The 24,681-nt window shown below is 34.1% G+C and carries 22 protein-coding genes; 13 read left to right on the top strand and 9 right to left on the bottom strand.

The features are described 5' to 3' along the window. Nucleotides 1–166: 166 nt before the first annotated feature. Together J7574_RS11455 and J7574_RS11450 are read left to right on the top strand one after the other, a co-directional pair. Entirely contained in the window at nucleotides 167–1,672 is a 1,506-nt protein-coding gene (locus tag J7574_RS11455; RefSeq protein ID WP_290968230.1) for an aldehyde dehydrogenase family protein, read from the top strand. Between the two features lie 229 nt (nucleotides 1,673–1,901). Continuing rightward, on the top strand, nucleotides 1,902–2,273 hold the full coding sequence (locus J7574_RS11450; protein WP_290968228.1) for a DUF779 domain-containing protein: 372 nt from the start codon (nucleotides 1,902–1,904) through the stop codon (nucleotides 2,271–2,273). A gap of 105 nt (nucleotides 2,274–2,378) precedes the next feature. On the opposite strand, the gene J7574_RS11445 is transcribed toward J7574_RS11450, so the two are convergent. The 5 genes from J7574_RS11445 to J7574_RS11425 form a co-directional block, all read right to left on the bottom strand. Further along, nucleotides 2,379–3,302 (bottom strand): AraC family transcriptional regulator, encoded by a 924-nt coding sequence (locus tag J7574_RS11445; RefSeq protein ID WP_290968226.1) that lies wholly within the window; start codon nucleotides 3,300–3,302, stop codon nucleotides 2,379–2,381. Between the two features lie 71 nt (nucleotides 3,303–3,373). Next, nucleotides 3,374–4,237: a bestrophin family protein gene (locus tag J7574_RS11440; protein ID WP_290968225.1), complete on the bottom strand. Its 864-nt coding sequence runs from the start codon at nucleotides 4,235–4,237 to the stop codon at nucleotides 3,374–3,376. Nucleotides 4,238–4,263: 26 nt separating this feature from the next. Continuing rightward, entirely contained in the window at nucleotides 4,264–5,574 is a 1,311-nt protein-coding gene (locus J7574_RS11435) for a TolC family protein (protein WP_290968222.1), read from the bottom strand. Between the two features lie 36 nt (nucleotides 5,575–5,610). Continuing rightward, a complete protein-coding gene (locus J7574_RS11430) occupies nucleotides 5,611–8,709 on the bottom strand; it encodes an efflux RND transporter permease subunit (RefSeq protein WP_290968221.1) in 3,099 nt (1,032 codons plus the stop codon). Between the two features lie 97 nt (nucleotides 8,710–8,806). Continuing rightward, entirely contained in the window at nucleotides 8,807–9,865 is a 1,059-nt protein-coding gene (locus J7574_RS11425) for an efflux RND transporter periplasmic adaptor subunit (RefSeq protein WP_290968220.1), read from the bottom strand. 472 nt (nucleotides 9,866–10,337) lie between these two features. Between J7574_RS11425 and J7574_RS11420 the strand changes: the two genes are divergently transcribed. From J7574_RS11420 to J7574_RS11405, 4 genes are all read left to right on the top strand, one after another. After that, on the top strand, nucleotides 10,338–10,937 hold the full coding sequence (locus tag J7574_RS11420; RefSeq protein WP_290968218.1) for a thioredoxin fold domain-containing protein: 600 nt from the start codon (nucleotides 10,338–10,340) through the stop codon (nucleotides 10,935–10,937). A 37-nt stretch (nucleotides 10,938–10,974) separates the two neighbouring features. Next, nucleotides 10,975–11,829 carry a hypothetical protein gene (locus J7574_RS11415; RefSeq protein WP_290968216.1) on the top strand — a complete coding sequence of 285 codons (855 nt, stop codon included), beginning with the start codon at nucleotides 10,975–10,977 and terminating at the stop codon, nucleotides 11,827–11,829. 67 nt (nucleotides 11,830–11,896) lie between these two features. After that, the gene (locus J7574_RS11410; protein ID WP_290968215.1) at nucleotides 11,897–12,241 is read left to right on the top strand and encodes a hypothetical protein; all 345 of its coding nucleotides are present in this window, start codon (nucleotides 11,897–11,899) and stop codon (nucleotides 12,239–12,241) included. Nucleotides 12,242–12,304: 63 nt separating this feature from the next. Further along, a complete protein-coding gene (locus J7574_RS11405) occupies nucleotides 12,305–12,910 on the top strand; it encodes a PAS domain-containing protein (RefSeq protein WP_290968213.1) in 606 nt (201 codons plus the stop codon). A 223-nt stretch (nucleotides 12,911–13,133) separates the two neighbouring features. On the opposite strand, the gene recG is transcribed toward J7574_RS11405, so the two are convergent. Then, on the bottom strand, nucleotides 13,134–15,242 hold the full coding sequence (gene recG, locus J7574_RS11400) for an ATP-dependent DNA helicase RecG (RefSeq protein ID WP_290968211.1): 2,109 nt from the start codon (nucleotides 15,240–15,242) through the stop codon (nucleotides 13,134–13,136). A gap of 272 nt (nucleotides 15,243–15,514) precedes the next feature. On the opposite strand from recG, the gene J7574_RS11395 reads away from it, so the two are divergent. The 3 genes from J7574_RS11395 to J7574_RS11385 are packed head-to-tail and all read left to right on the top strand — an operon-like array spanning nucleotide 15,515 to nucleotide 18,257. Continuing rightward, nucleotides 15,515–17,284, top strand: coding sequence for a hypothetical protein (locus J7574_RS11395; protein WP_290968209.1), 1,770 nt, complete (start codon nucleotides 15,515–15,517; stop codon nucleotides 17,282–17,284). Between the two features lie 32 nt (nucleotides 17,285–17,316). Further along, on the top strand, nucleotides 17,317–17,856 hold the full coding sequence (locus tag J7574_RS11390) for a DUF1697 domain-containing protein (protein ID WP_290968207.1): 540 nt from the start codon (nucleotides 17,317–17,319) through the stop codon (nucleotides 17,854–17,856). After that, entirely contained in the window at nucleotides 17,856–18,257 is a 402-nt protein-coding gene (locus J7574_RS11385; protein WP_290968205.1) for a DUF4348 domain-containing protein, read from the top strand. Before J7574_RS11390 ends, J7574_RS11385 begins: the two co-directional genes overlap by 1 nt. Before the next feature lie 2 nt (nucleotides 18,258–18,259). On the opposite strand, the gene J7574_RS11380 is transcribed toward J7574_RS11385, so the two are convergent. Beyond that, nucleotides 18,260–18,763 (bottom strand): hypothetical protein, encoded by a 504-nt coding sequence (locus J7574_RS11380; RefSeq protein ID WP_290968204.1) that lies wholly within the window; start codon nucleotides 18,761–18,763, stop codon nucleotides 18,260–18,262. Between the two features lie 48 nt (nucleotides 18,764–18,811). Then, a complete protein-coding gene (locus J7574_RS11375; RefSeq protein WP_290968203.1) occupies nucleotides 18,812–19,594 on the bottom strand; it encodes a diphthine--ammonia ligase in 783 nt (260 codons plus the stop codon). A gap of 58 nt (nucleotides 19,595–19,652) precedes the next feature. Here J7574_RS11375 and J7574_RS11370 point away from each other — a divergent pair, with 58 nt between their 5' ends. The 3 genes from J7574_RS11370 (at nucleotide 19,653) to J7574_RS11360 (ending at nucleotide 23,242) form a co-directional block, all read left to right on the top strand. After that, nucleotides 19,653–21,713: a M1 family metallopeptidase gene (locus tag J7574_RS11370; protein WP_290968202.1), complete on the top strand. Its 2,061-nt coding sequence runs from the start codon at nucleotides 19,653–19,655 to the stop codon at nucleotides 21,711–21,713. Between the two features lie 155 nt (nucleotides 21,714–21,868). After that, nucleotides 21,869–22,777, top strand: coding sequence for a patatin-like phospholipase family protein (locus J7574_RS11365; protein WP_290968200.1), 909 nt, complete (start codon nucleotides 21,869–21,871; stop codon nucleotides 22,775–22,777). Nucleotides 22,778–22,795: 18 nt separating this feature from the next. Beyond that, nucleotides 22,796–23,242: a hypothetical protein gene (locus tag J7574_RS11360; protein WP_290968199.1), complete on the top strand. Its 447-nt coding sequence runs from the start codon at nucleotides 22,796–22,798 to the stop codon at nucleotides 23,240–23,242. Here the strand turns inward: J7574_RS11360 and J7574_RS11355 are convergent. Next, nucleotides 23,231–23,755, bottom strand: a complete 525-nt coding sequence (locus tag J7574_RS11355) for a hypothetical protein (protein ID WP_290968197.1) — start codon at nucleotides 23,753–23,755, stop codon at nucleotides 23,231–23,233. The two genes, J7574_RS11360 and J7574_RS11355, sit on opposite strands and share 12 nt — an antisense overlap. 124 nt (nucleotides 23,756–23,879) lie before the next feature. On the opposite strand from J7574_RS11355, the gene J7574_RS11350 reads away from it, so the two are divergent. Beyond that, entirely contained in the window at nucleotides 23,880–24,647 is a 768-nt protein-coding gene (locus J7574_RS11350) for a TSUP family transporter (RefSeq protein WP_290968195.1), read from the top strand. The last annotated feature ends 34 nt before the right edge of the window (nucleotides 24,648–24,681 follow it).

The raw sequence follows: 24,681 nt of genomic DNA, 5'->3' as shown, positions 1-24,681 counted from the left end.
CTATGCTTTAAGCTTTTGATAATTTACGGCTAAAATTTTGACGAATAAATAGTTTAAAAGGGTAAAAAAATAGATTGTGTAATTTTTGTGCTACAAGATGAATGAATAATGCTATTCTGTTTCTTTTTATGAAACTAAATTTGGAGTAAATCAAAAAAAGAATATCATGAGTACCTTAGTAAAAAGACCTGAATTTAAAGTAAAATACGATAACTATATTGGCGGAAAATTTACAGCGCCAATTACAGGAGAATATTTTGATGTTGTTTCTCCCATTGACGGGAAAGTGTTTACAAAAGCAGCACATTCTGGAAAAGAAGATTTAGAATTGGCCGTAGACACCGCTTATGAAGCATTTAAAACCTGGGGAAAAACATCTGTTACAGAAAGAAGTATTTTATTGAATAAGATTGCACAAAAAATTGAAGACAATTTAGAATATATCGCAGCGGTTGAAACAGTTGATAACGGAAAACCAATTCGCGAAACTCTTGCAGCCGATATTCCATTAGCCATTGACCATTTTAGATATTTTGCAGGCGTAATTCGTGCCGAAGAAAGCGCCATTTCAGAACTGGATTCGCAAACCGTTTCTATCGCTTTAAGCGAACCTCTTGGTGTTGTCGCGCAGATTATTCCGTGGAATTTCCCGATTTTAATGGCTGTTTGGAAAATCGCACCAGCACTAGCCGCAGGAAATACCATTGTATTGAAACCAGCTGAAAGCACGCCAATTTCGATTATGGTTTTAATGGAATTAATTGGTGATATTCTGCCTCCGGGAGTTTTAAATATTGTAAACGGTTTTGGTGCCGAATTAGGCCGTCCGTTGGTGACCAACAAAAAAGTTTCAAAAGCGGCATTTACAGGTTCTACAACTACAGGACGCTTGGTAATGCAATATGCAACAGAAAATATTATTCCGGTTACTCTGGAATTGGGTGGTAAATCACCAAACATTTTCTTCCCTTCTGTAGCAGATCACGACGACGATTTCTTCGATAAAGCGGTTGAAGGTGCAGTATTATTTGCTTTAAATCAAGGCGAAATCTGTACATGTCCTTCTAGATTATTAATTCACGAAGATATTTACGACAAGTTTATCAAAAAGGTAATTGAAAGAACAGAAGCTATTATAGCAGGAAATCCGTTGGATAAATCGACTATGATTGGTGCACAAACTTCGATTGTTCAGAAAGAAAAAATCATGTCTTATATCAAATTAGGAAAAGAAGAAGGTGCAGAACTGCTAACAGGAGGTGATGAAAATAAATTGGGAGGAGAATTGGAAGGCGGTTACTACATCAAACCAACTTTATTTAAAGGACATAACAAAATGCGCATTTTCCAAGAAGAGATTTTCGGACCTTTTTTAGCCGTTACTACGTTCAAAACTACCGAAGAAGCTATCGAAATTGCCAATGATACGATGTACGGATTAGGTGCAGGAGTTTGGACAAGAGATGCGCACGAAATTTATCAGGTTCCAAGAGCGATTCAGTCAGGTCGTGTATGGATTAATCAGTACCATTCTTATCCTGCGGGTGCTCCGTTTGGAGGTTATAAACAATCAGGAATTGGTCGTGAGAACCATAAAATGATGTTGAGCCAATACCGCCAAACCAAAAACATGCTGATTTCTTATGACAAAAAGAAATTAGGATTTTTCTAAGAAAAAAAAATCAAAATCCTGGAGTATTTAGGTTGGCGACATGCATGGGGCGTTAAATGAAAATTTAACGGCATTAAGCAAACTTCCTCCAGGTAATTTTGATTTGTGAATATCCAATGTAATCAAATTACTGTTTGATTCTAAGTAAAATACAAATAGTTGGTTATGTCAAAGCAGTAAATTTCTCTAGAGAGTTTGCTGCTTTTTTTGCCTTTTAATTTTTAAAGTGATGATTAGAAGAATTGATGCCACAGAAAAAGCAATAGAATTGATTAAAATTCTAAAAGCAAAACACGGAGATTTGATGTTTTATCAAGCGGGCGGATGTTGCGAAGGCACACAACCGCAATGTTTTGAAAAAGGAGGATATTATCAGCGAACAGGTGATGTTTGTATCGGTAGTATTGAAGATACCGAGTTTTGGGTAGACAAAGATCTGTTCGAGTATTGGAAACATGCCCATTTTACCTTAACAGTAATTGATGCTTTTGGAGTAGGAGGTTTTTCATTAGAAACGCCACTTAAGAAAACATTCCAAATAGAATATCGCATTTTCACTCCCGAAGAAGAAAAAGATTTACAACCGGTTACTTTCTTTTGAGGTTCATAGTAACATAGTGACAAAGTGACAAAGGTTTAGAAGCTCTAAACTTTGTCACAAAAAGGAAAAACTTTGTCTCTTTGTTACTTTGGGCCTTTGTACCTTTTAATTAATATAAAGCAACTGATATTGTTTCGGAGTAATTCCTTCGTGTTTTTTAAACAATCTGATAAAGTAATTGGCATCTTCAAAACCAGCTAAATAGCAAACTTCATTAATTTGAAGCGTTGGATTTTTCAATAGATTTTTAGCACATTTTATTTTTTCATTCAAAATATACTCAATCGGACTCATTCCGAGTTCGCGTTTAAAGAAACGGTAGAAAGAAGTAGTGCTCATGCAGGCTTTTTCGCTAAGCATTTTCAAGCTCATGTTTTCCTTTAAATTCTGTTTAATGTATTCTGTAACTTCCTTAATAGGGTTGTTTGTATCTATAAATTTCCCCTCATCTAAAGATTTTACGGTCTGAGTCTGGATAATTCGAATTAGCAATTCTTTTAAAGTCAAATCGGCAAAAATGTCCTTAGCGATGGAGGTACTCATGCATTCTTTAATGAGTTTATTAATGGTCGACGCCATTTCCACATTATTATAAAAGAAGTAATTCTGATAGTTTAGCTGCCAGTACAAATTATTTCCTTCTTTCGGATACTGCTCATTTAAGAAATTTAAAGTCTCGGCAATTTTATCCTGATCGATTGCTAATGCGAGACATTGGGTTGGATTGTTTTTTGAAGCTTCAGGGAAATCAATTTTCATTTCTACATTAGAAGGCACAATTACCGTTTCGCCAGGAAGATAGACAAATTCTGGATCATCAAAAAGATGCATGATTTTTTTGCCTCTTAGCATGCTGGTTACCACCAAATCATTAAATTTTAAAGGAACTTTCTGAGTCGATTCGTAGGTTTCAAATAGATTTAATTCACAATTATTTAGATTGTAAATAGTTCTGTTTTCTACAAGAGTTTTTAATGATTTCTCTTGCGATAATTGAAGCGGATTGACTAAAAATCGTTGATTGTTCATTAAATTTAAGTTTAGGTGAAGACTTTAAATATAATGAAAATAAAAATAGAGTCGGAAGATTTAACGTTTAATTATATGAGCTCTTCTATGTGCTTTTTAATGTTTTCAGAAATTTTCTTTGTTGGAAGATCATTTTCGTCATTTCCAAACGGATCCTCGATTTCTTCGGCGATAAGTTCTAAACTGGCCAATACATAAAATATAAAAACGACAACGGGAGCAACCAAATATCCTAAACTAACAGAATATCCAAATGGAAGTGTCATGGTGTAAAAGAAAATGAATTTCTTTATAAAAGCACTGTAAGAGTAGGGAATAGGAGTGTTTTTAATACGCTCGCATGCTCCGCAAATGTCTGTAAAAGCAACTAATTCGTCATTTAGGGTAATTAGCTGCTCTCCAGATATTTTTTTAGCATCATACAAATCATTGATTTTATGATACATAATTCTTTTTAGCTGATTTGGCTTGTGTTTATGATGATCTATTTCGAGTTCAACATCTTCAAAAAGCTGTTTGCTGGTGTCTTCATCTTTTAAATGCTGATGAAGGATATCGGCATACATAGGAATGTATTTTCTAAAAAACTTTCTATCATTTTCGTCTTTTAAAATTGCCGAAAGCTTTATAGCCAGATTACGGCTATTATTTACCAGTCCACCCCAAAGTTTGCGGCCTTCCCACCATCTGTCATAAGCTGTATTGGTTCGAAACACAAGCAAAAGCGAAATTACAAAACCAAGCATTCCGTGCATGATTGGAATGTTGTGAATGTAATCGTTTTTGGTCACTTTAAAATAATGAAGTTCTAGATAACAGACGGCTGCAGAATAAATTCCAATGGCAATCATAATCGTAATCAGTTTTCGAACTGTATCTGATTTATGAAAATGAAAAATAAAAGTAAACCAGTCTTTGGTGTTGTAAGAAATCATTTAAGTGCGTTTTGAAACAAATTTACTTAAAAATTGATATTTCCAGCTAATTCTTTTAAGGCAATTTCAGATAATTTTGCTTCGTATTGCGCGTTGCTGTAACGCACTTTTGCGTTGACATAATTCAGCTGAGCAGTTCTAAAATCAAGCGTCGTAATAGTTCCGATTTTAAATTTGTCTAGTGTAATTTCTAAGTTCTGTCTCGCAATAGCTTCGTTATCTTCTTCTAGACCAATTAATTCTAAATTGGTTAAATACGTTTGAAAAGCGGTGCTTAACTGTGTATTTAAAGTAGTGTTTTGCTGTTCTATTGAAAGCTGTGAATTTTCTATCTGCATTTTAGCCACTTTTTCATTGCGATGCTGATTAAAACCATCAAAAATGTTCATTGAGGCATTAAAACCGTAATTTAAACCTCTAGAAGAAGTTTGGCTGGTAAAACCTAAACTGGATTGACTTTCAGAAAAATTATATCCTGTTGTTAATCTTAAAATAGGATAACGGTCTGCTTTTACTTGTTTCAACTGTAATTCCGCAATTCGTTTATTGATAATTTCAGCTTCTAAACCTGGATTTTGTTTTTGTGCCAATTCCATTAAATCGGCCAAAACCAATTTATTGTCTACTACAACTTTGTCAGTAACCTTAAAATCAATTTTTGGATCGCGCGCCAAATGCTGGTTCAATAAAATCTTGCCATTGGCATACGCTTCTTTTTGTCGCAATAAAGCCACCTGATCAGAGTTTAAGTCAACTTGCGCGTTTAAAACTTCTAATTTTGAAGCTTTTCCTATGCTGAAACGATTTTTGGCTAAAGTCAATCGCTGATTCGAAATTACGATTGTAGTATCTAAAGCTGCCAATTGCTGTTGCATTTGCACCAAATCATAATAGGCTGAATTTACCTGCGCGATTTTAACTAAAATAGTTCTTTTAAGCTCTGCATCGCCCAATTTCTGAAGTTCTTTCAGCTGATCTAGTTTGGCAAACATTTTCATTCCGTCAAAAACAGTCCACCCTAAACTTACGCCATAAGCTAAACTATTGTTTTTAGCATTATTCAATGAAGTGGTTGTTCCGTCCTGACGTGTTTGAGACGAATTCATAATGCTATTATTGTCGGTAACAGAGGCTGTTGCTGTAGGCAGCATTCCCGCATTTCCTATTGTAACGTTTGTTTCGTTTATTTTGGAATTGTTTTTAGCAATTTTAATTTCAAAATTATTTTCAAGAGCTATAGACATAGCCTGTTCAATAGTAAGAACTTCCTGTGCTTTTGTCTCAACAATGCAAAGCAAGAGGATAAGTGCTGTACAATATATTTTTCTGATATTCATATTCTTTTTCTTTAACCAAAAATTAGATTTTTAGTTTTATTTAATGCTGTCTCTTTCGTATTCGTCAATATGGTCAAACTCAGGATAATGTTTTCTAGCTTTAGACCACATTAAATAAATAGCAGGAATTACAAAAAGCGTTAAAGCCAATGAGAAGATAGTTCCGCCCACAATTACAACTCCCATACCAATTCTACTCGTAGACGCAGCTCCAAGCGACATTGCAATTGGAAGCGCTCCTAATGCAATGGCCAAACTCGTCATTAAAATTGGACGTAAACGTGCTTCTGAAGCTTCTAAAATGGCTTCTAATTTAGGTTTGCCCTGTTCTCGCAACTGATTGGCAAATTCTACAATCAAAATACCATTTTTGGTTACCAGACCAATTAACATTACGGTACCAATCTGGCTGAAAATATTCCAAGTTTGGTTGAATAGCCACAAAGAGAATAAAGCTCCTGCAACTGCCATTGGCACTGTTAAAATGATAATAAACGGATCGATAAAACTTTCAAACTGTGCCGCAAGAATCAAGAAAATCAGTAATAATGCCAATCCGAAAGCGAAAGAAGTATTAGAGCTACTTTCAACGAAATCTCGAGATTCTCCACTTAAATCGGTTGTAAAGCTTTCATCCAAAACTTTGGCTTTAATTCTGTCCATTTCCTGAATACCATCGCTGATGCTTTTTCCTGGAGCTAAACCAGCCGAAACAGTTGCCGACATATAACGGTTGTTGTGGAATAATTGCGGTGGATTGCTCTGTTCGTAAACTTTCACCACGTTATCCATCTGAATCAATTCGCCTTTTCTGTTTTTTACAAACATAGAAGTCAAGTCTAGAGGTTTAGATCGGTCTTTCTGGTCAAATTGTCCAATTACTTGATACTGTTTTCCGTTTCTAATAAAATACCCAAAACGCTGTCCGCTTAAAGAAAGCTGTAAAGTCTGTGCAATATCCAGAATTGAAATTCCTAAACTTTCTGCTTTTTCGCGGTCAATGGTAACGTTGATTTCGGGTTTGTTGAATTTCAAGTTAACATCTGTCGTAGAAAAAACATCACTTTTATTCACCTCATTCATAAAAAGAGGAATTTTTTCTCTCAGTTTATCAAAATTAGGAGCCTGAATAATGTATTGAATTGGCAAACCTCCACGTCTGTTAACTGCAATAGTAGGCTGCTGGATTACCGCAGTTTTAGCATCTGGATAATTTTTAGTCCATTTTGTCAGTTTGTCGGCAATATCTTTTTGAGAAACCATTCTTTCATCTGGCTCTTTTAATGAAAGTCTAATAAAACCAGTATTGGTTGCGGAAGCTCCAAAACCTGGCGCTGTAATTACCAAACTTACCTTTTTCTCTGGAATAGAATCATCAACTAATTTTGAAATTTCCTGCATAAAACGGTCTGTGTATTCGTATGAAGATCCTTCGGGAGTAGTCATACGCATGGTTACAGAGCTTCTGTCGTCATAAGGAGCGGTTTCTTTTGGGAGAATGGTAAAGAACAAATAAATCAACCCGAAACAAGCAATAAGAATAGGGAAGCTGATCCATTTTCTTTCCATAAATTTTGAAAGCGCTTCAGCATAACTGCTGTTCATTTTTTCAAAAAATGGTTCTGTTTTAATATAGAATTTTGATTTTTTCTGTTCTCCACCTTTCATTAAATAAGCGTTCAACATTGGTGTTAAAGTCAAGGAAACGAATGCCGAAATTAATACCGCGGCACCGATTACGACTCCAAATTCCCTAAATAATCGTCCAACGAAACCTTCGAGGAAAATCACGGGTAAAAATACCGCAGCCAAGGTTACCGAAATCGAAATTACGGCATAGAAAATCTCGTTAGAACCTTTAATAGCAGCTTCAATTGGCGACATTCCTTCTTCTACTTTTTTGAAGATATTTTCGGTTACCACAATACCATCATCTACCACAAGTCCTGTTGCCAGTACGATTGCCAATAAAGTCAATACGTTGATCGAGAATCCGAACAGCCACATAATAAAGAATGTAGCAATCAGCGAAACGGGAATATCAATTAAAGGTCTGAAAGCAATTGCCCAATCTCTAAAGAAAAGGTAAATAATGATGATTACCAGAATTACCGAAATTCCTAATGTTTCTGCAACCTCCAAAACGGATTTCTTTACGAAAATGGTATTGTCAAGCGCAATATTTAATTTGATATCTTTCGGAAGATCCTTTTTTAAAGCTTCGTATTTTTTGTAAAATTCTTTTGAAATATCAAGGTAGTTCGCTCCAGGCATTGGTACGATTGCCAAACCAATCATTGGCAAACCAGACTGGCTTAATTTGGTTTCGATATTTTCTGGACCTAATTCTGCACCTCCAATATCGCTTAAACGAACAATCTTATCTCCGTCAGTTCTAATAATGATATTGTTGAATTCTTCTGCTTTAGAAAGATTTCCGATAGTTTTTACCGTAAGTTCGGTATTGTTACCGGTTAATTTTCCAGATGGCAATTCCACATTTTGCGCATTCAATGCGGTACGAACGTCAGAAACGGTGCAGCCATAGGCAGTAAGCTTAACGGGGTCGATCCATAAACGCATCGCATAACGCTTTTGTCCCCAAATCTGCACGCCACTTACACCTGGAATGGTTTCTAAACGTTGAGAAATTACGTTTTCTGCATAGTCGCTTAATTCTAGAGAGTTTCGAGTGTCACTTTGTACTGTCATCGAAATAATAGCATCACTATCAGCATCTGCTTTTGACACCACTGGCGGAGCATCAATATCTTGTGGAAGATTTCGAATGGCTTGCGAAACTTTGTCACGAACATCGTTTGCGGCTTCTTCCAAATCTTTGTCCAGATTAAATTCTATGGTAATATTACTGCTTCCTTGGTTACTAGATGAAGTAATATTTCTAATTCCGTCAATTGCATTTACTGCTTTTTCAAGAGGTTCGGTGATTTGCGATTCAATAATATCGGCATTGGCACCAGTATAATTGGTACGAATAGAGACCTGTGCGGGATCGATAGAAGGGAACTCTCTAACGCCTAAAAAAGTATAACCAATAAAACCGAATAATATAATTAATAGATTCAGTACTATGGTTAAAACTGGTCTTCTTATACTTGTAGTTGATAAACTCATTTGTGATTTTAGATTTTAGAGTTTGGATTTTAGATTATTGAATGTGTTTATGATTTCACAGCTCATAATTCAAAACTCATAACTCATAACTTTAAAATTATTTTACTTTAACTTTAATTGGAGCTTCGTCTTTCAAAGACATTACACCACTTGTAATTAAAGTGTCTCCAGGTTTTAATCCTGCTAAAATTAAAATTGAAGAGTCTGTTCTCGTTGTGGCATCAACCATTACTTCTTTTGCTTGTCCGTTATTGGCAACGTATACTTTTTTACCGTCTTGAATTGGCACGATAGCTTGAGAAGGAACCACAATAGCGTCTTTAATAATATTTAAAGGCAATTTGATGTCTGCGAAAGTTCCAGGAAAAAGTTTTCCGTCTACATTATCTGCAAGGGCACGAATTTGAAGCGTACGTGTAGCAACGGCAACTTCTGGCTCGATAGCATAAATTTTCGCATTATAAGTTTTATCTGAACCAGAAACTTTAAAATCGATTACAGAACCAGATTTTACTTCGGCAGCATATTTTTCTGGTATAGAGAATGTAATTTTTAATTTGCTAGTATTCACCAATTTTGCCACTAAAACAGTTGGAGTAATATATGTTCCAGGAGAAATGTTGCGCAAACCAATTTTTCCTGAAAAGGGCGCTCTTACAGAAGTTTTAGAAATTTGCGCTCTTATTAATTGGGTTTGGGCTTGCGCAGAAGCGTGATCGGCTTTTGCTACATCGGCTTCTTCTTGGCTAATTGCTTCTTTTTGCAAAAGCAATTTTGCTCTTCTTTCGTTTTCGGCAGCCAAACCTTCTCTGGTAACAGCTTGTCTTAATTGTGCTTTTAGCTCAATATCATTTACTTTAAGAAGCACTTGTCCTTTGGTTACGTTGCTTCCTTCGTTAAAAAAGATTCCTTCAACAATTCCCGAAACTTCACTATGAATTTCTACTTGCTCATTTGCCTCGATAGATCCTGATAATGCTAAATTATTGTCAAAAGTGGCAGTTTTTATTACGATTCCATTAACAGTTGTTGGAGATTTTTTGTCGTTAAATTTTTTAGAGTCTTCGTTTTTACCCTTGTTTGAAATGATTCTGTAGGTAATGAATCCTCCAATTGCGACAATTAAAAGGGTGTAAATGAGGTGTTTTAGTTTCATAAAAAAGAGGTGAATATAGATTTTAGGTTTCTGTTTTTAGTAAGCTTACAAATTTAACTTTTTGGTGCGAAATCGAAAGCTGTTAGCTTTTATTTAACATTTGTATGTACAATGGTTTGCAATTAGACTAAAAGCGGGCCCAAAGGTTTAATTAAAAGTTAATTTTTTGAAGCAAATTATTGGAAAATTTTCAAAAGCTAGTTTTAAGAAATTGTGGTAAGGCTTATTTTTTCTAGCTTGAAAGAATTTTTTCGCAAATTGTCTGATTTTTTTTGCACTTTATCGATTTTATTTGTAACATTGATATGTTAAACAAAATGTTGGGATTTTTACAAGAACACTATCTTTTTAGTAGGTGTTGTTGTTAAAACATGTAAATAGAGTTGTTTTTTTTCGTTTTTACTAGATATAGAAAGATCTGGTATTAACAAGTGTTTATTCTTTTCTGTTTGAATAATAAAAAAATAATTTTATGAAGAAAAAATTACTTCTAAGTTTATGGTTCACATTTTTACTTGCTGCAATTGGCTATTTGTTTTGGCAAAATGAGTTTAAATACAGTCTTCCAACTCCAATACCAAAAAATTATCATGCTATTGCAATGGGATCAAAAATCGAAATTGGTCCATGCTGTGCATTTGATAACAAACCCATTTTTATTCATTTCTTTAATCCCGAATGCCCGTGCTCACGCTTCAATGTACCTCATGTAAGCAGTTTGATTAAGAAGTATGGCGATCGAATTAATTTTAAGATTGTGGTGTTAAACAAACAGAAGGATTTTACCATTGATGAAATACAGCAGAAGTTTGATGCTAAAGTTCCTGTTTATTTTGAAGAATCGATTGCTAAGAAATGTGGCGTTTTCTCGACACCTCAAGCCGTTTTACTAGACCAGTCGCATAATTTGTATTACAGAGGCAATTACAATAAAACCAGATATTGTACAGATGCGAAAAGCAATTATGCCCAAATGGCGATAGATTCTCTTTTAAGCCGAAAAGATAACCCTTCTTTTAATGCTTTTGCTCTTAGAGCTTATGGATGTTCATTACCAAAATGTACTAAATAACTATTTCCCAAACCCAAAAACCCAAAACTAAATTACCATGAAAACAAAAGCTAGTTTAAACGAACAAGATTATCTGCACAGTTTTATGTCTACAATGACACAAAAATCAGATACGATTATTAATTATGTACTTGCAGTATATTTTCTGCTTGGTATCGGATTGTCCTTTAAATACGATACTTTCGAAATTGGTGTTGGAGTCGGAACATTGAATCTTTTGGCTTATTATTCGGCTAAATTTTTTATGAAAAACTCCAAGTTTTACCAATATGTCCTGTCTATAGTTCTGGCTATTTTCATGGCGCAGTACATTTATCAGATGCACGGAATGTTCGAAATGCATTTCACCGTATTTATTGCCAGCACGATCTTGATTATTTATCAGAACTGGAAACTTCAAATTCCGCTTACTTTGCTCGTTGTAATTCATCACGCTGGACTGGCATATCTGCAAAACTATGTATACAATGATGCTAACGGACTTCAGGTGTATTTCTCGCAAGTAAATTTTGATCTGGAAACCTTGATTATTCATACCGTTTTGGCTGCCGTTGTATTTTTAATGAATGGCTATTGGGCTTACTATTTTAAAGAACATAGCGAAAACCATATCTCTAAAATTTCTGATGAATATGAATTGGAAAACATGAAATTGGCTTCTGCAAAATACAGCTCTATGTCGGCTACAAAAGACTATAACGATTTTATTCATAGAACAACTTTAGATTTAAAATTGCCTGTAAATTCGGTTTTAAAATTGATTGATGTTTCAAAAGGGCATACAGACAATGACAAATTGCTCACTTATCTAGAAATGATGAGAGAGAGCGCTAAGAAAATTGATGATTTGGTTAATGATATTCATGTAAAATCGACGACAAGCAGGAGCTAAAAATTGGATTTCCAAATAAAGATGTAGTTAATTCCCCCAAAACTAAACTAATTTTTAAAACTGCAGTATGCTTAAGTACGATTTGCCAACCGCAGTGCCTACACTGCATAATCTAAAAAAGACCATTGATGCCTTTTTGAATGAAAGTATCACATTAAATTCGATTGAAAAAATTGTCGCTCAATCTGAATTTGAAACAGAAGTGAAAGAAATTTTCAAAGGTTATCGCAATAATTCTCATGTTTACGATCTTGATTTTCAGTATAAAAAACTAATTCAGATTGTGAATGATATTCGTCATCTCAATCTTGCGGTTGATAATCAGATTCCAGATTGGCTGGAAAACGAATTGGAAACCGTATTTCATAAAATCAGAAAGATTCTGCTGGTTTTAGAAATCGATTCAAATTGAAAATTAAGTAAGGATTCATTTTATACACGTATTGAATTTCAAATTAATTTAAATGAAAAATTTATGGATACCAGAGTACACCGTCCAATACCTTCAGATAGAGAAGTAGACTGGAATAAAAATAAAGTACTGCTTAGTAAAACCGATAAAAAAGGAACCATTTTATATGCCAACGAAGACTTTATAGATGTCTCTGGGTATGATGAGTTTGAACTTGTGGGGCAACCTCACAATATTGTTCGACATCCGGATATGCCCAAAGTAATTTTTAAATTCTTATGGGACAGTATTAAATCTAGCGAAAACATTCATGTTATTATTAAAAACATGGCCAAAACAGGCCGTTATTACTGGGTTGTAACCGATTTTAAAATCGTTGCAGACACAGATGATGAGATTGTTGGGTTCTTTTGCACTAGAAAATCGGTTCCAAATGAGATTATCGTAAAGTTTATTGAGCCATTGTACAAAAAACTGTTGCAAATCGAGGAAACTAGCGGGATGCACGCTTCAGAAGAATATCTTATAGGTTTTCTAGAAGAAAGAAAGAAAACGTATATGGAATATATCGATCATTTGATTGCAACCGGCAAGGACGATAAAAATAAAATAAGCAAAGGCTTGTTTAGCGGTCTTTTTGAGAAAAAACCAGACCCTAAAAAGAAATAATCAACTATATACTTCATTGTGTCTAACAAAATATTCCCCCTTTAAATTTGCCCCCCATCAAATCTAAATCAAATGAATACACTAGAACGCAATGAAGTATATGTTTTTTTGTTTTAGGTTTCAAGTTTCAAGTTTCAGGTTTCAGGTTTCAGGTTTCAGGTTTTAAGTTTGGTTAAGAAACCTTTGTCTCTTTGTTGCTTTGTAACTTTGTAACTTTGTAACTCTAACTAATATAATTCCAGATATTCTTTTTCTTTGTCAATTCGATGAAAATCGCTCTTAGAATAGCATTTTCAGGTTTTTGAAGTGCTGAGTCTTCTTTTAAGATTTTCATGGCGTAATTTCTAGCCAAAGAAAGAATGTCTCTATCTTTTACAATATCAGCAATCTGAAGGTTTAAAACGCCACTTTGCTGTGTTCCCATTAAATCGCCTGGACCACGAAGTTTTAAGTCGACTTCCGCAATTTCGAAACCGTCATTGGTTTGCACCATGGTTTCCATTCTGGTTTTACTGTCAGAACTTAATTTATGTCCCGTCATTAAGATGCAATAACTCTGTTCGGCACCACGACCTACACGTCCGCGGAGCTGATGCAGTTGCGAAAGCCCAAATCTTTCGGCACTTTCAATAATCATTACACTGGCATTTGGCACGTTTACACCAACCTCAATAACGGTTGTTGCGACCATGATATTGGTTTTTCCTTCAGAGAAACGCTTCATTTCAGCATCTTTATCTGCTGGTTTCATTTTTCCGTGAAGAATTGAAATAGAATATTGCGGAAGCGGAAAATCACGAGAAATACTTTCGTAGCCGTCCATTAAATCCTTGTAATCCATTTTTTCAGATTCCTGAATCAGCGGGTATACAATGTAAATCTGCCTGCCTTTTGCAATTTCGTCGCGAAGAAATTTCCAAACTTTCAAGCGATTAGTATCATAACGATGCACGGTCTGAATTGGCTTTCTACCAGGAGGCAATTCGTCGATAACCGAGATGTCCAAATCGCCATATAAACTCATGGCTAATGTTCTCGGAATAGGAGTGGCAGTCATAACCAAAACGTGTGGCGGAATATCGTTTTTCTTCCACAATTTAGATCTTTGTTCGACACCAAAACGATGCTGTTCGTCAATTACAGCCAAACCTAAATTCTGAAACTGCACTTTATCTTCCAACAAAGCATGTGTTCCGATTAAAATTTTAAGTTCGCCACTTTCCAATTCCTCGTGAATAATCTTTCTTTCAGCAGTTTTGGTAGAACCTGTTAAAATTCGAATATTGATATTTAAAGTTTTAGCAAATTCAGATAAACCAAGAAAATGCTGATTAGCCAAAATTTCGGTAGGCGCCATCAAGCAAGCTTGGAATCCATTATCTATAGCCAATAGCATGCTCATAAAAGCAACAATCGTTTTTCCCGAACCCACGTCACCTTGTAGCAGACGGTTCATTTGGGCGTTGCTTCCCATATCGGTTCTGATTTCTTTGATTACTCTTTTTTGAGCATTTGTTAAATCAAAAGGCAAATGATTTTTATAGAATTCATTAAAAAGCGCTCCCACTTTATCAAATGGATGTCCTTTTATTTTATGTTTTCGAATGAGATTTTTTGTAATCAACTGCAACTGGATAAAGAACAATTCTTCAAATTTCAATCGGAATTGTGCTTTCGCTAAAATTTCAGCACTTTTCGGAAAATGAATATTGAACAATGCCGCACGTTTCGGAATCAGCTTTAATTCTTCGATTAAAAAAGGCGGAAAAGTTTCGGTAAACAATGCTTGTGTTTCCAAGAAAAGCTGTTCCATCATTTTGTTAATCGTACGATTTGAAATTCCTTTATTGGCCAAAGCTTCTGTTGAAGGATAAACAGGTTGCATAGCCGAACGCAAACTTCTTTCGTGCTCGCTTAACAATTCAATTTCGGGATGCGCCATGCTAAATTGGCTTCCGTAAAGAGAACATTTTCCAAAAATCACTAACGTCTCATTCAGTTTTAAACTCTCGCGAATCCATTTATGGCCTTGAAACCAGTTTAAATCGATTTGACCTGTATCGTCAACAAAAGTAGCAACGAGACGCTTTTTGTTTTTAGCGAATTCAACGGTTTTAATGTGAATTATTTTTCCAATAATCTGAACTTCAGAACCCGTATTCTGCAATTCATTAATCTTGTAATAACGCGTTCTGTCAATATATCGATTTGGAAAAAGATTGACTAAATCTCCATATTTATGAATGCCCAATTCCTTACGAAGCAACTGGCCACGACTCGGACCAACACCTTTTAGGTATTCAATTGGAGTTTCTAGAAGATTGTTTGACATTCGAAGATTAGATTTTATAGAGGCAAGAAGGAAGAAAAAAGATAAAGCAAAGCTTTTGTCTTGCTTCTTTCTTCTTTTTTCTTGAAAAAGCGAAGATAAATTTTAATTGGGAATTTTAAAAATGAATTATAGTTTTCAAGTATTTGAATATTAACATATCGTTAAGTTGCACATTTTCTAACGGAGTTTTTTCGTTTTTATCGTCAGTAAAATTTTAATAAAAAAAGATAATTGTTAGATTTGTTACAAATTTAAATTATAAGCCTCAAATTATGATTAAAGAAGAAAAAGTTCCTTTTGAAACGCTTGTGTTTTCTGGCATTACATTTAAAGTAATTAACCGACACGAAGCTCATAATATCATTGGTGATCTTACTGATTTTAAGAATCAGAAAATCTACAATGTTTTTGAAGACACTTGGCGTTTTCCAGATTACGAAGAAAATCCGATATTTCTCCTGGCAGAAGATGATGTGGAAATGGATATATTCGAGATGGATTTCAGTACCGAAGAGCATCCAGATATTTTCATTTTAGGATTTATTTTTAAAGGAAATCTAACGGTTGCAAAGCTTATTAGCTCTTACGACACTGATAATTCTCCGGCATTAATTGTTTTAGGAAAAACGACAACGGTTAATATTAATTTGTTTGGAAACATCCATTATTTAGGCGGAGGTTTGCAATGCGATACACTTGCTGGAGAATACAATCACGGCGAACTTTTTGTAAAAGGCGATCTTATTGCTTGGCTGATTTATACTGATGATATGTTGCTGCATTTTGAGCGTTTTACAGACATTCAAGCGATTATTAGTTCTGGCAGACCTGATGTTTTAATTTGCAGCAATGTTCAAGACACTGACGGATCTATTATCACGGTCGAGAATTATCTGCCTTCAACTCATAAACTATCTGATCTTGTTGATGATGCTTTCATCCAATATTCAGATTATGGAAACGAAGAATTAGGCAACAGCTATTTGGATATTTTTAAAGAAGGACTTTCAATCTTAGATTACGATAAAAAAGAGAAATATTTGTATGCTGATTTCCGTAATCAGTTTATCAATATGGTTGAAGTTTTATCTGAAAATGAAGAATTAAAAGAAAACGGAAAAATCGTTAGACATATTTCGGGAACAACCTATCTTTTTATTCCTTTCGATTATGAAGGAAAGAAATACAGTCAGATTTCTGAGGAGATTTCAAATGGTTTTGGTATAAGAATGCGCGCTTTATGGTGCCATGAAGATCAAGAAATCATGCTTATTTTGGAATATCTTGATGAAAACGGAGATCCAAAATACCAATGGATGAATGATGAAAATGCTCCGGGAATCGAGCTTTTCTGCGTGAAACATGCAGCAATAAAAACTTTTGAAATTCTTACGGCTGAAGTTGTAGAAGAAGAGGAAGACGACGAAAGAGAATATGCAGATTATACTATTAGGTTTTCATTGGATGAATTTGCGGTTCAGTTTGGCGATTACAAAGTGCCAGAAGATTTGGTAAAACTATACGGATTTGAACAAGAATATGGCGTAGAATCGTATTCTGAATGCTTCGGACTTACCATAACAGAAGATAAAACGGGTATAAAAACTTGGTCTGAGGAAGAGGAATTCTATAACAGTTTTATCGAATTTGCAGGCGCAAACGGTTCGGGAAGTTCGTATGCGTATTGGCTTATTGATAAAGATTTGAATAATTGTCCGATTGTGGTTTTTGGTGATGAAGGCGGAGTGCATGTAGTGGCAGAAAACACTCAAAAATTAATTCAGCTTCTGACTTTAGACACTGAAATTTCAGTCGATTTTGATAAAGCCTATTTCTACCAAGATGAGGAATATTACGAAGAAAGTGAAAACAAAGAAGAATTTCGTAATTGGGTTAAAGAAGAGTTTGGTCTCGACGCTGTAGAATCTAACGAAGAAGCAGATGAAATTGTAGCGCAAGCACAAAAAAAATATAAGCAAAAGTTCAATGATTTTTTAATGAAGTTTGATATAGAAATCAGTGAGGAAGATGATGATGAATAGTTTTTTATCTTTGAATTAAAATTAGAAAAAAAATGAAAACACATTTAGCGCTTTTGCGAGGCATTAATGTTTCGGGACATAATATGATGAAAATGGAGGCTTTGAAAGCAATGCTTGAGAATCTGGGTTTTCAAAATGTTAGAACGTACCTGCAATCTGGAAATGTCTTTGTTGATAGCGAAGAAGATGCCGCAAAAGTGGGATTTACAATTAAACAGGAAATTTTTAAGGTTTTCGGACACGAAGTTCCTGTTGTCATGATTACCAAAGAAAACCTGCAATCTTGTTTTGCCAATAATCAATTCTTGAAAGAGAAAGATTTGGATACAAAAAAACTTTATGTTGCTTTTGTTTCAATGGCTTTAAAAAAGGAGAGTATAAACGATTTGAAAATCAGTCAGTTTAAACCAGACGAAGCAAGTATTGATGAAAACAGAATTTTTATTAAATATGCTGTTGGTGCTGGAAAAACCCGTTTTGATCAAAAATATATCGAGAAAAAGTTAAATGTAACGGCTACAATTCGAAACTGGAATACGGTTACGAATTTGCTTAAAATGTATGAGGAATAATGAAAAAGTGCTTTTTTATAGTTTTTGTTTTTGCAATCAGTTTAAATTCTGCTGTTTATGCTCAGAATACGAAAACAGCTCCAGAAAATTTTAATGATTTTTTCAAGCAATTTAATAGCGACAAGAAGTTTCAGGTTACTAGAGTTATCTTTCCTTTAAAATACAGGAGTAATAATGATGATTTTGAATTGACGGATTATACTATGACGCAAGAAAAGTATAAAACGCTTAATCTGAATAATAAAGCCGATGAGAAATATTTAAAAAGAACATTGTCGGTAAAGAAAAACAAAGTCACGCTTCAGCAGCGCGGACTCGATAATGGAATTTATATTGATTATATCTTTGAATTAAAAGATAATAAGTGGTTCTTGAAAACTTGGGTTGATCAATCTACCTAAAATTATTCTCGAAGCCATTTTTGCATAGCCGGAAAAGGAGATTTATTTTCTTTTTCGGCTTTTTCATTGCCGAGACACAATCCCATCCATTCTAAAAGAGGCAGTCCCATATAAATTCCAGATTTAAAATTTGAAATAAACCACTCCGAATCACCTTTATATCCGTTTGGATGAAATACAAATTCGGGAGGAAGTTGTAAATGATGTAACGCTGCGTAAGACCATAAAATAGCGGAGAGTTCTTCACCTTGAGTCGGCCAGTCTTTTGAAATTTCTGCTGTACCAACCAATTTTCTTTCTGAAGGGAGAGTTACAGCAAGATGCCCAGCTTCATGTAAAATATCGCCAGGATAAAGCAATTTTTCATAATCAATATAAATGCAGTTAGAACCTAATTCTAAACCTGGTAAAAAGGTTTCTCCAAGCTCTTTTTCAACAACATCAATTCCAATTTCATTCAAAAAGAATAGTACTTTTTTCACTTCATCATTATCTTTTAAAGCCACATATTAGTTGTTTTTAAAATAATACTTTCTAAATCGAATCCGAGTTGATTATTTTTTAATTAAATCACAATACCAAAAGCCAAAGTTAAAAGCAGTATCATCATTAGTGTCGCAGGCTGTATTGGATGAATCTTTCTTTTCTGGTTTTTCATATTTTCGATATACAATTTCACCAATTTCAAAATCAATTGGTTTTGAGAATATTGGTCCGTCGAATGTAAAAGTATGAAATTCGCCATTTTCGCCGCAAACATCTACATTTTCAGGCAAATCATTTATAAAATTCTGATCGATAACTCTGCCGACAAAACTTTTGTCTAAATACTTTTCATTTACGCAAACCACAATGGTTTTAAATCCTAACGAAGTAAACTCTTGAATTAAATCTTGAGTTGGAATTTTCCAAATCGGAAAAACGCCCGTGAATCCAATTTTAGCCAATTGATTTTCACGATACTGACGCAAATCTTCTAAAAAAATATCTCCAAAAATAGAATGTGTTATTCCGTTTTGCTTTAATTCGGTTAGAGTTTCGGTCATTACTTTTTCATAGATTTCCATTGTCGGCATTTCAGGCACTTCAAGAATTTTTAACGGAATTCCGATGCTTTCTGCTTGTTCTTTTAAAAGTTCAACGCGAATTCCGTGCATCGAAATACGCTGATACTGTTGGTTTACGCTTGTAAGCAAACATTCGATTTTATAATCTTTCTTTTGAAGAGTTTTGTATAAAGCAAGAGCAGAATCTTTTCCGCTGCTCCAGTTAAATAAGGCTTTTTGAAGTGTCGACACGATTTTGGAAATTTTGTAATGTAAACATACAAATTTCATTCTATTTGTAAAGGAAACCTTTTGTAACTTTGGGATTTCGCCTTTCAAATTTGTTTCAATGAAATACATTTTTCTATTCTTCACCAGCATTCTATTTGCACAGCAAACCAAATATGTTGATTTTAAATCAGTTTCGGGTCAGTTATCATTAAATTCAAAAGAAAAAATGATTTCTGGAACTGTCGATTTTCAATTTGAGGTTTTACAGGATATCGATACGATTTCGCTTGACGCTAAAAATATGAGCTTTTCGAATGTGAAAATTGACGAAAAAGAAATCATGTTTATCAATACCAACAAAGAATTAAAATTAGTTTATCCTTTTAAAAAAGGACAAAATCATTTGACTTTCAACTACACTGCAAAACCCAAACAAGCCTTGTATTTTGTTGATATGGAAAACGAAGAAGTACAAATTTGGACGCAAGGACAGGGCAGATACACCAGTAATTGGTTTCCTAGTTTTGATGATGTAAATGAAAAGCTGATTTTTAATTTAGGTATTTCGTATGATGTAGCATATCAAGTAGTTTCTAACGGAGTTTTAAAAGAAAAAACATCCAATGGAAATTTAAATCATTGGCAATATCAGATGGAAAAACCGATGAGTTCGTATTTGTTAATGCTGGCGATTGGAAAATACGATAAAAAAGAGTTTAAATCTAAAAGCAGAGTTCCGTTAGAATATTATTACGAACCCAAAGATGCAAATCGTTTTGAGCCAACATATCGTTATTCGAAACGAATTTTTGATTTTCTTGAAAAAGAAATTGGCGTAAAATATCCTTGGAAGATTAACAGACAGATTCCCGTGAGAGATTTTTTGTACGCAGGAATGGAAAATACTACATCCACGCTTTTTGCGACTCGTTATGTAGTAGATTCAATCGGTTTTTGTGATAGAAATTATACCAATGTAGATGCCCATGAATTGGCGCATCATTGGTTTGGAGATCTCATTACAGCTGAAAGCAGTAAACACCATTGGCTTCAGGAAGGATTTGCGACGTATTTTGCATTGCTGGCAGAAAAAGATATTTATGGCGAAGATTACTTTTACTCGAAATTATACGATACAGCACAGCAGATTAAATTTGCTTCCCGTACTGATACGATTCCGGTTTTAAATGCAAAAGCTAGTTCGCTGACATTTTACGAAAAAGGTGCTTGGGCGTTGTTTGTGCTGCATGAATCAATTGGAGATAAAGCCTTTAAAAAAGCAATTAAAAGTTATTTAAACATATATGCTTATCAAACTGTAAACACTCAGAACTTCTTTGACGAGATTAAAAAAGTATCTGATTTTGATTTGGATAAATTCCAGAAAACCTGGCTAGAATCGACTGCTTTTGATACGCCAACTGCAAATGAATTGTTGAGTAAAAACAAAACGATTCAAAAGCGATTGGAAATTGATAAACTGAAGAAAACGCCTTTGAAGGATAAAATGGATATTTTGAAAAATACTTTAGAATCTGATGTTTATCAATCTGTGAAAGAAGCTGTTGTCGACCAGTTAGAGAATGAAAAATACGAAGAAAAAAAGCCACTTTTGCTATTGGCAATGCAAACTCATAACATTAATGTTCGCCAGAATCTAGCAGGATCTTTAAATAAAATTCCAGAAGATTTTAGAACAAATTACGAAACACTTTTGGATGATAAATCGTATCAGACACAAGAAATTGCACTTTATTGGCTGTGGAGAAATTTTCCCGAACATAGAAATGAGTATTTGGATAAATCTAAAAACTGGATTGGTTTCAACGATTATAATTTAAGAACCTTATGGCTTTCATTGGCATTATCTACTCCAAATTATAGTAACGAACCAGATTCTCTAATAAACGAATTAATTGCATTCTCATCTACAAAATACGAAGCCACAACAAGACAAAATGCTTTAGAAAAATTGATTGCTTTTAAAATTATTAACGATCAGGTTTTGAGTAATTTAGTTGGCACTACTACGCATCATATGTGGCAATTTTCAAAATTTGGAAGAGACACGATTCGACTTCTGTTAAAAAATCCTGAAATGCGTGCTTCATTTAATAGAATTTTGCCTAATTTGACCTCCGATGAGCAATTCCAATTGAATCGTTTGTTGAAAGAGTAAATATTAGAGTGGAAAGATAAAAGAAACAAGATTTTTGAAGAAAGAAGCAAGAAGCAAGATTTGCCGAAAAAAGTTAAAAAAGTCTTTCTTCTTGCATCTTTCCTCTTATATAGTCTCAAAAAAAAATCCCAAAAACAAAACCTACATTACAATTTATGAGAGCATTGGTTATTTCAGGAGGTGGCAGTAAAGGTGCATTTGCCGGCGGTGTTGCCCAGTATTTAATAGAAGAAAAAAAACACGAATACGATTTGTTTTTAGGAACGTCGACAGGAAGTTTGCTAATTCCGCATTTAGCTCTCAGCCATATCAAAAAAATACATTCTGTATATACCAATGTTACCATGTCGAGCATTTTCAATATTTGTCCGTTTGTGGTGAAAACTAAAGATGGAGTAGATATCGTGACCATTAATCACTTGAATGTAATACGTCAGTTTTTTAAAGGAAAACGAACTTTTGGAGAAAGTAAAGGTCTAAAAAAGTACATTCAGAATAATTTTTCGCTTTCTGATTTTAATAAACTTAAAAAGCTAAAAACTGATGTTATTGTAACGGTGACCAATTTTACTAAAAACGAATCGGAATACAAATCGGTAAAAGAATGCACTTACGAAGAATTTATCGAATGGTCTTGGATCTCGAGTAATTATGTCCCATTTATGAGTTTGGTTGAAAAAAACAACTGCGAATATGGTGATGGAGGCTTTTCTAGTCTGGTTCCTATTCGTGAAGCGATTAATAGAGGCGCAACCGAAATTGATGTTATTATTCTTGAAACAGAGGTTAATACAACAAAAACAGTTATAGGTAAAAATCCATTTTCATTAATGATCGATTTGTTTAGAATTGCGTTAGATCAAGTAGAAAAACATGATATTGCTATAGGAAAACTTATGGCAAATAACAAAGATGTGAAATTAAATTTATATTACACGCCCATAAAACTAACTGACAATGCTTTGATTTTTAACAAAGAAGTAATGAAAGAATGGTGGAAACAAGGTTATGAATATGCTCAGAATAAGTCTGAAGTAATGAGTGATAATAAGATATTGACTTAAAATTCTAAAACTGTTTTTATGATAATATCTTTTGATCTCGACGACACTTTGATATCAAGCAGTAAATTTGATTCTGAAAAAACAAATTTGTTCCACAAGCTTTTTAGTATTGAAAAGTTAAGAAAAGGAACTGTTGGTTTATTTAGGGAACTAAAAAGGCAGCAACATAGAATTTATATCTACACAACTTCATACAGAAGCATAATACGGATTAAATGGATGTTTTACTTTTATGGTGTTTCTGTAGATTATATTATAAACGAACAGAAACACCTTAGAGAAATAAAAAAGTTCAATTTTAGATGTACCAAATTTCCTCCGATATTTGGAATTGATGTTCATATTGACGATTCGGAAGGAATCAAAATTGAAGGTGAAAAATACGGATTCAAAACTATTGTCATTTCCGAAAAAGATGAAAATTGGTCTCAAACGATTTTGGACTCTCTCAAATTAATACCATAGTTCTGCTACTTCAGACTTAATAAAGCTTAAAGCAGCATTACTTGGAGATTGTTTTTCTAATAAGTCATTTAAGATTACTTCACGAAGTTTATCAGCGTTTTCTACTTTATCACTCATTGCAGCTTTACGGATCATTTGGATTGTTGCATTTTTTGCTGTTGAAATAATGGTCCAACATTCTTCAGACATGTAAATCTGTTGTGTTAGATTATGTTCAAATTCCTGTTCGATTTGTTCGATTAGATAATTTTCGTAGTCGTGTTTGTTTTGAGAAATAGGTGAAAGTCTAATTAATAATTTGGTCAAATTAATACGCTCTAAAAACAAAGTCATACGCTCATAAGCTTGCAAACGTACAGGCAACGATTCTTTATGCGCTTGTTTGTTTAATAAAAAAGCACGTTTTCTATCATTGTTTTTAATGTGCAGCTCAAAAAAACGATACGCTACAACTCCTGTAACTAAGGCTGGTAAAGTATAACTCGCAAGTTCTATTATTTTGTTGTAATCCATTGGAAAAATTTTTAAGCAAAAATATACTTTTTGATCAAAAATCAACTTTAATTTTATAGTAATAAACAAAATGGAAGACGTATTTTTACAACTTGTTTTTGACCGAGACCGAAATATATTTTTAATGGATTTATATATAATACTTTTTCTTTGTTTGGCGGCGTTTGCTGCAGGGTTTATTGATGCAATTGTAGGTGGAGGCGGATTAATCCAAACTCCAATGGGATTAATTTTACTGCCAAATCTACCAGTTTCGACTGTAATTGGAACGTTGAAAATCCCTGCTTTTAGCGGAACTGCTTTTGCTGCTTTTCAATATTTAAAGAAAGTAGTGATTCAGTGGAAACTCTTAATTATCATGATGTGTCTGGCAGTTCCGTCAGCATTTTTAGGATCTACGATTTTAACTATGGTCAGCAATGATTTTATGAAACCGCTTTTATTGGTAGTTTTGTCCTTGTTGTTTGTGTATACCTATGCCAAGAAAAATTTCGGGCAACATGAGGCAAAAGATCATTCACCGACGAGACAAATATTTTACGCAGTTGTTATCAGTATGATTGTGGGTTTTTACGACGGATTTATCGGACCAGGAACAGGAAGTTTCTTTGTAGTAGCTTTTATCGCCCTTTTAGGATTCGATTTTCTTCACGCTTCTGCAAATGCTAAAATGGTAAATCTAGCAACCAACTTTGGCTCAATTTGTCTGTTTATGCTAAAAGGAAAAATCATTTGGTCTATTGCGATACCCATGGCGATAAGTAACGGATTGGGAGGTTGGCTCGGAGCAAAATTAGCCATCAACAAAGGAAACGGATTTATTCGAATTTTCTTTTTAATTGTCGTTGTGGGAACTTTGATTCGATTTGCTTACGATGTGTTTTTTAAATAAGATTCTAAGGTTCTGAGGTGCTAAGATGCTAAGT

Source organism: Flavobacterium sp., from assembly GCF_017744675.1.
In the GTDB taxonomy this organism is placed as follows: domain Bacteria; phylum Bacteroidota; class Bacteroidia; order Flavobacteriales; family Flavobacteriaceae; genus Flavobacterium.
The sequence above is the reverse complement of the archived record's forward strand: the minus strand, read 5'-3'. Positions and strand labels throughout refer to the sequence as shown.

What these genes read in the sequence shown, in the direction of transcription:
- J7574_RS11455 (WP_290968230.1), top strand. Translation starts at nt 167, where the DNA reads ATGAGTACCTTAGTAAAAAGACCTGAATTTAAAGTAAAATACGATAAC.
- J7574_RS11450 (WP_290968228.1), top strand. Translation starts at nt 1,902, where the DNA reads ATGATTAGAAGAATTGATGCCACAGAAAAAGCAATAGAATTGATTAAA.
- J7574_RS11445 (WP_290968226.1), bottom strand. Translation starts at nt 3,302, where the DNA reads ATGAACAATCAACGATTTTTAGTCAATCCGCTTCAATTATCGCAAGAG.
- J7574_RS11440 (WP_290968225.1), bottom strand. Translation starts at nt 4,237, where the DNA reads ATGATTTCTTACAACACCAAAGACTGGTTTACTTTTATTTTTCATTTT.
- J7574_RS11435 (WP_290968222.1), bottom strand. Translation starts at nt 5,574, where the DNA reads ATGAATATCAGAAAAATATATTGTACAGCACTTATCCTCTTGCTTTGC.
- J7574_RS11430 (WP_290968221.1), bottom strand. Translation starts at nt 8,709, where the DNA reads ATGAGTTTATCAACTACAAGTATAAGAAGACCAGTTTTAACCATAGTA.
- J7574_RS11425 (WP_290968220.1), bottom strand. Translation starts at nt 9,865, where the DNA reads ATGAAACTAAAACACCTCATTTACACCCTTTTAATTGTCGCAATTGGA.
- J7574_RS11420 (WP_290968218.1), top strand. Translation starts at nt 10,338, where the DNA reads ATGAAGAAAAAATTACTTCTAAGTTTATGGTTCACATTTTTACTTGCT.
- J7574_RS11415 (WP_290968216.1), top strand. Translation starts at nt 10,975, where the DNA reads ATGAAAACAAAAGCTAGTTTAAACGAACAAGATTATCTGCACAGTTTT.
- J7574_RS11410 (WP_290968215.1), top strand. Translation starts at nt 11,897, where the DNA reads ATGCTTAAGTACGATTTGCCAACCGCAGTGCCTACACTGCATAATCTA.
- J7574_RS11405 (WP_290968213.1), top strand. Translation starts at nt 12,305, where the DNA reads ATGGATACCAGAGTACACCGTCCAATACCTTCAGATAGAGAAGTAGAC.
- recG (WP_290968211.1), bottom strand. Translation starts at nt 15,242, where the DNA reads ATGTCAAACAATCTTCTAGAAACTCCAATTGAATACCTAAAAGGTGTT.
- J7574_RS11395 (WP_290968209.1), top strand. Translation starts at nt 15,515, where the DNA reads ATGATTAAAGAAGAAAAAGTTCCTTTTGAAACGCTTGTGTTTTCTGGC.
- J7574_RS11390 (WP_290968207.1), top strand. Translation starts at nt 17,317, where the DNA reads ATGAAAACACATTTAGCGCTTTTGCGAGGCATTAATGTTTCGGGACAT.
- J7574_RS11385 (WP_290968205.1), top strand. Translation starts at nt 17,856, where the DNA reads ATGAAAAAGTGCTTTTTTATAGTTTTTGTTTTTGCAATCAGTTTAAAT.
- J7574_RS11375 (WP_290968203.1), bottom strand. Translation starts at nt 19,594, where the DNA reads ATGAAATTTGTATGTTTACATTACAAAATTTCCAAAATCGTGTCGACA.
- J7574_RS11370 (WP_290968202.1), top strand. Translation starts at nt 19,653, where the DNA reads ATGAAATACATTTTTCTATTCTTCACCAGCATTCTATTTGCACAGCAA.
- J7574_RS11365 (WP_290968200.1), top strand. Translation starts at nt 21,869, where the DNA reads ATGAGAGCATTGGTTATTTCAGGAGGTGGCAGTAAAGGTGCATTTGCC.
- J7574_RS11360 (WP_290968199.1), top strand. Translation starts at nt 22,796, where the DNA reads ATGATAATATCTTTTGATCTCGACGACACTTTGATATCAAGCAGTAAA.
- J7574_RS11355 (WP_290968197.1), bottom strand. Translation starts at nt 23,755, where the DNA reads ATGGATTACAACAAAATAATAGAACTTGCGAGTTATACTTTACCAGCC.
- J7574_RS11350 (WP_290968195.1), top strand. Translation starts at nt 23,880, where the DNA reads ATGGATTTATATATAATACTTTTTCTTTGTTTGGCGGCGTTTGCTGCA.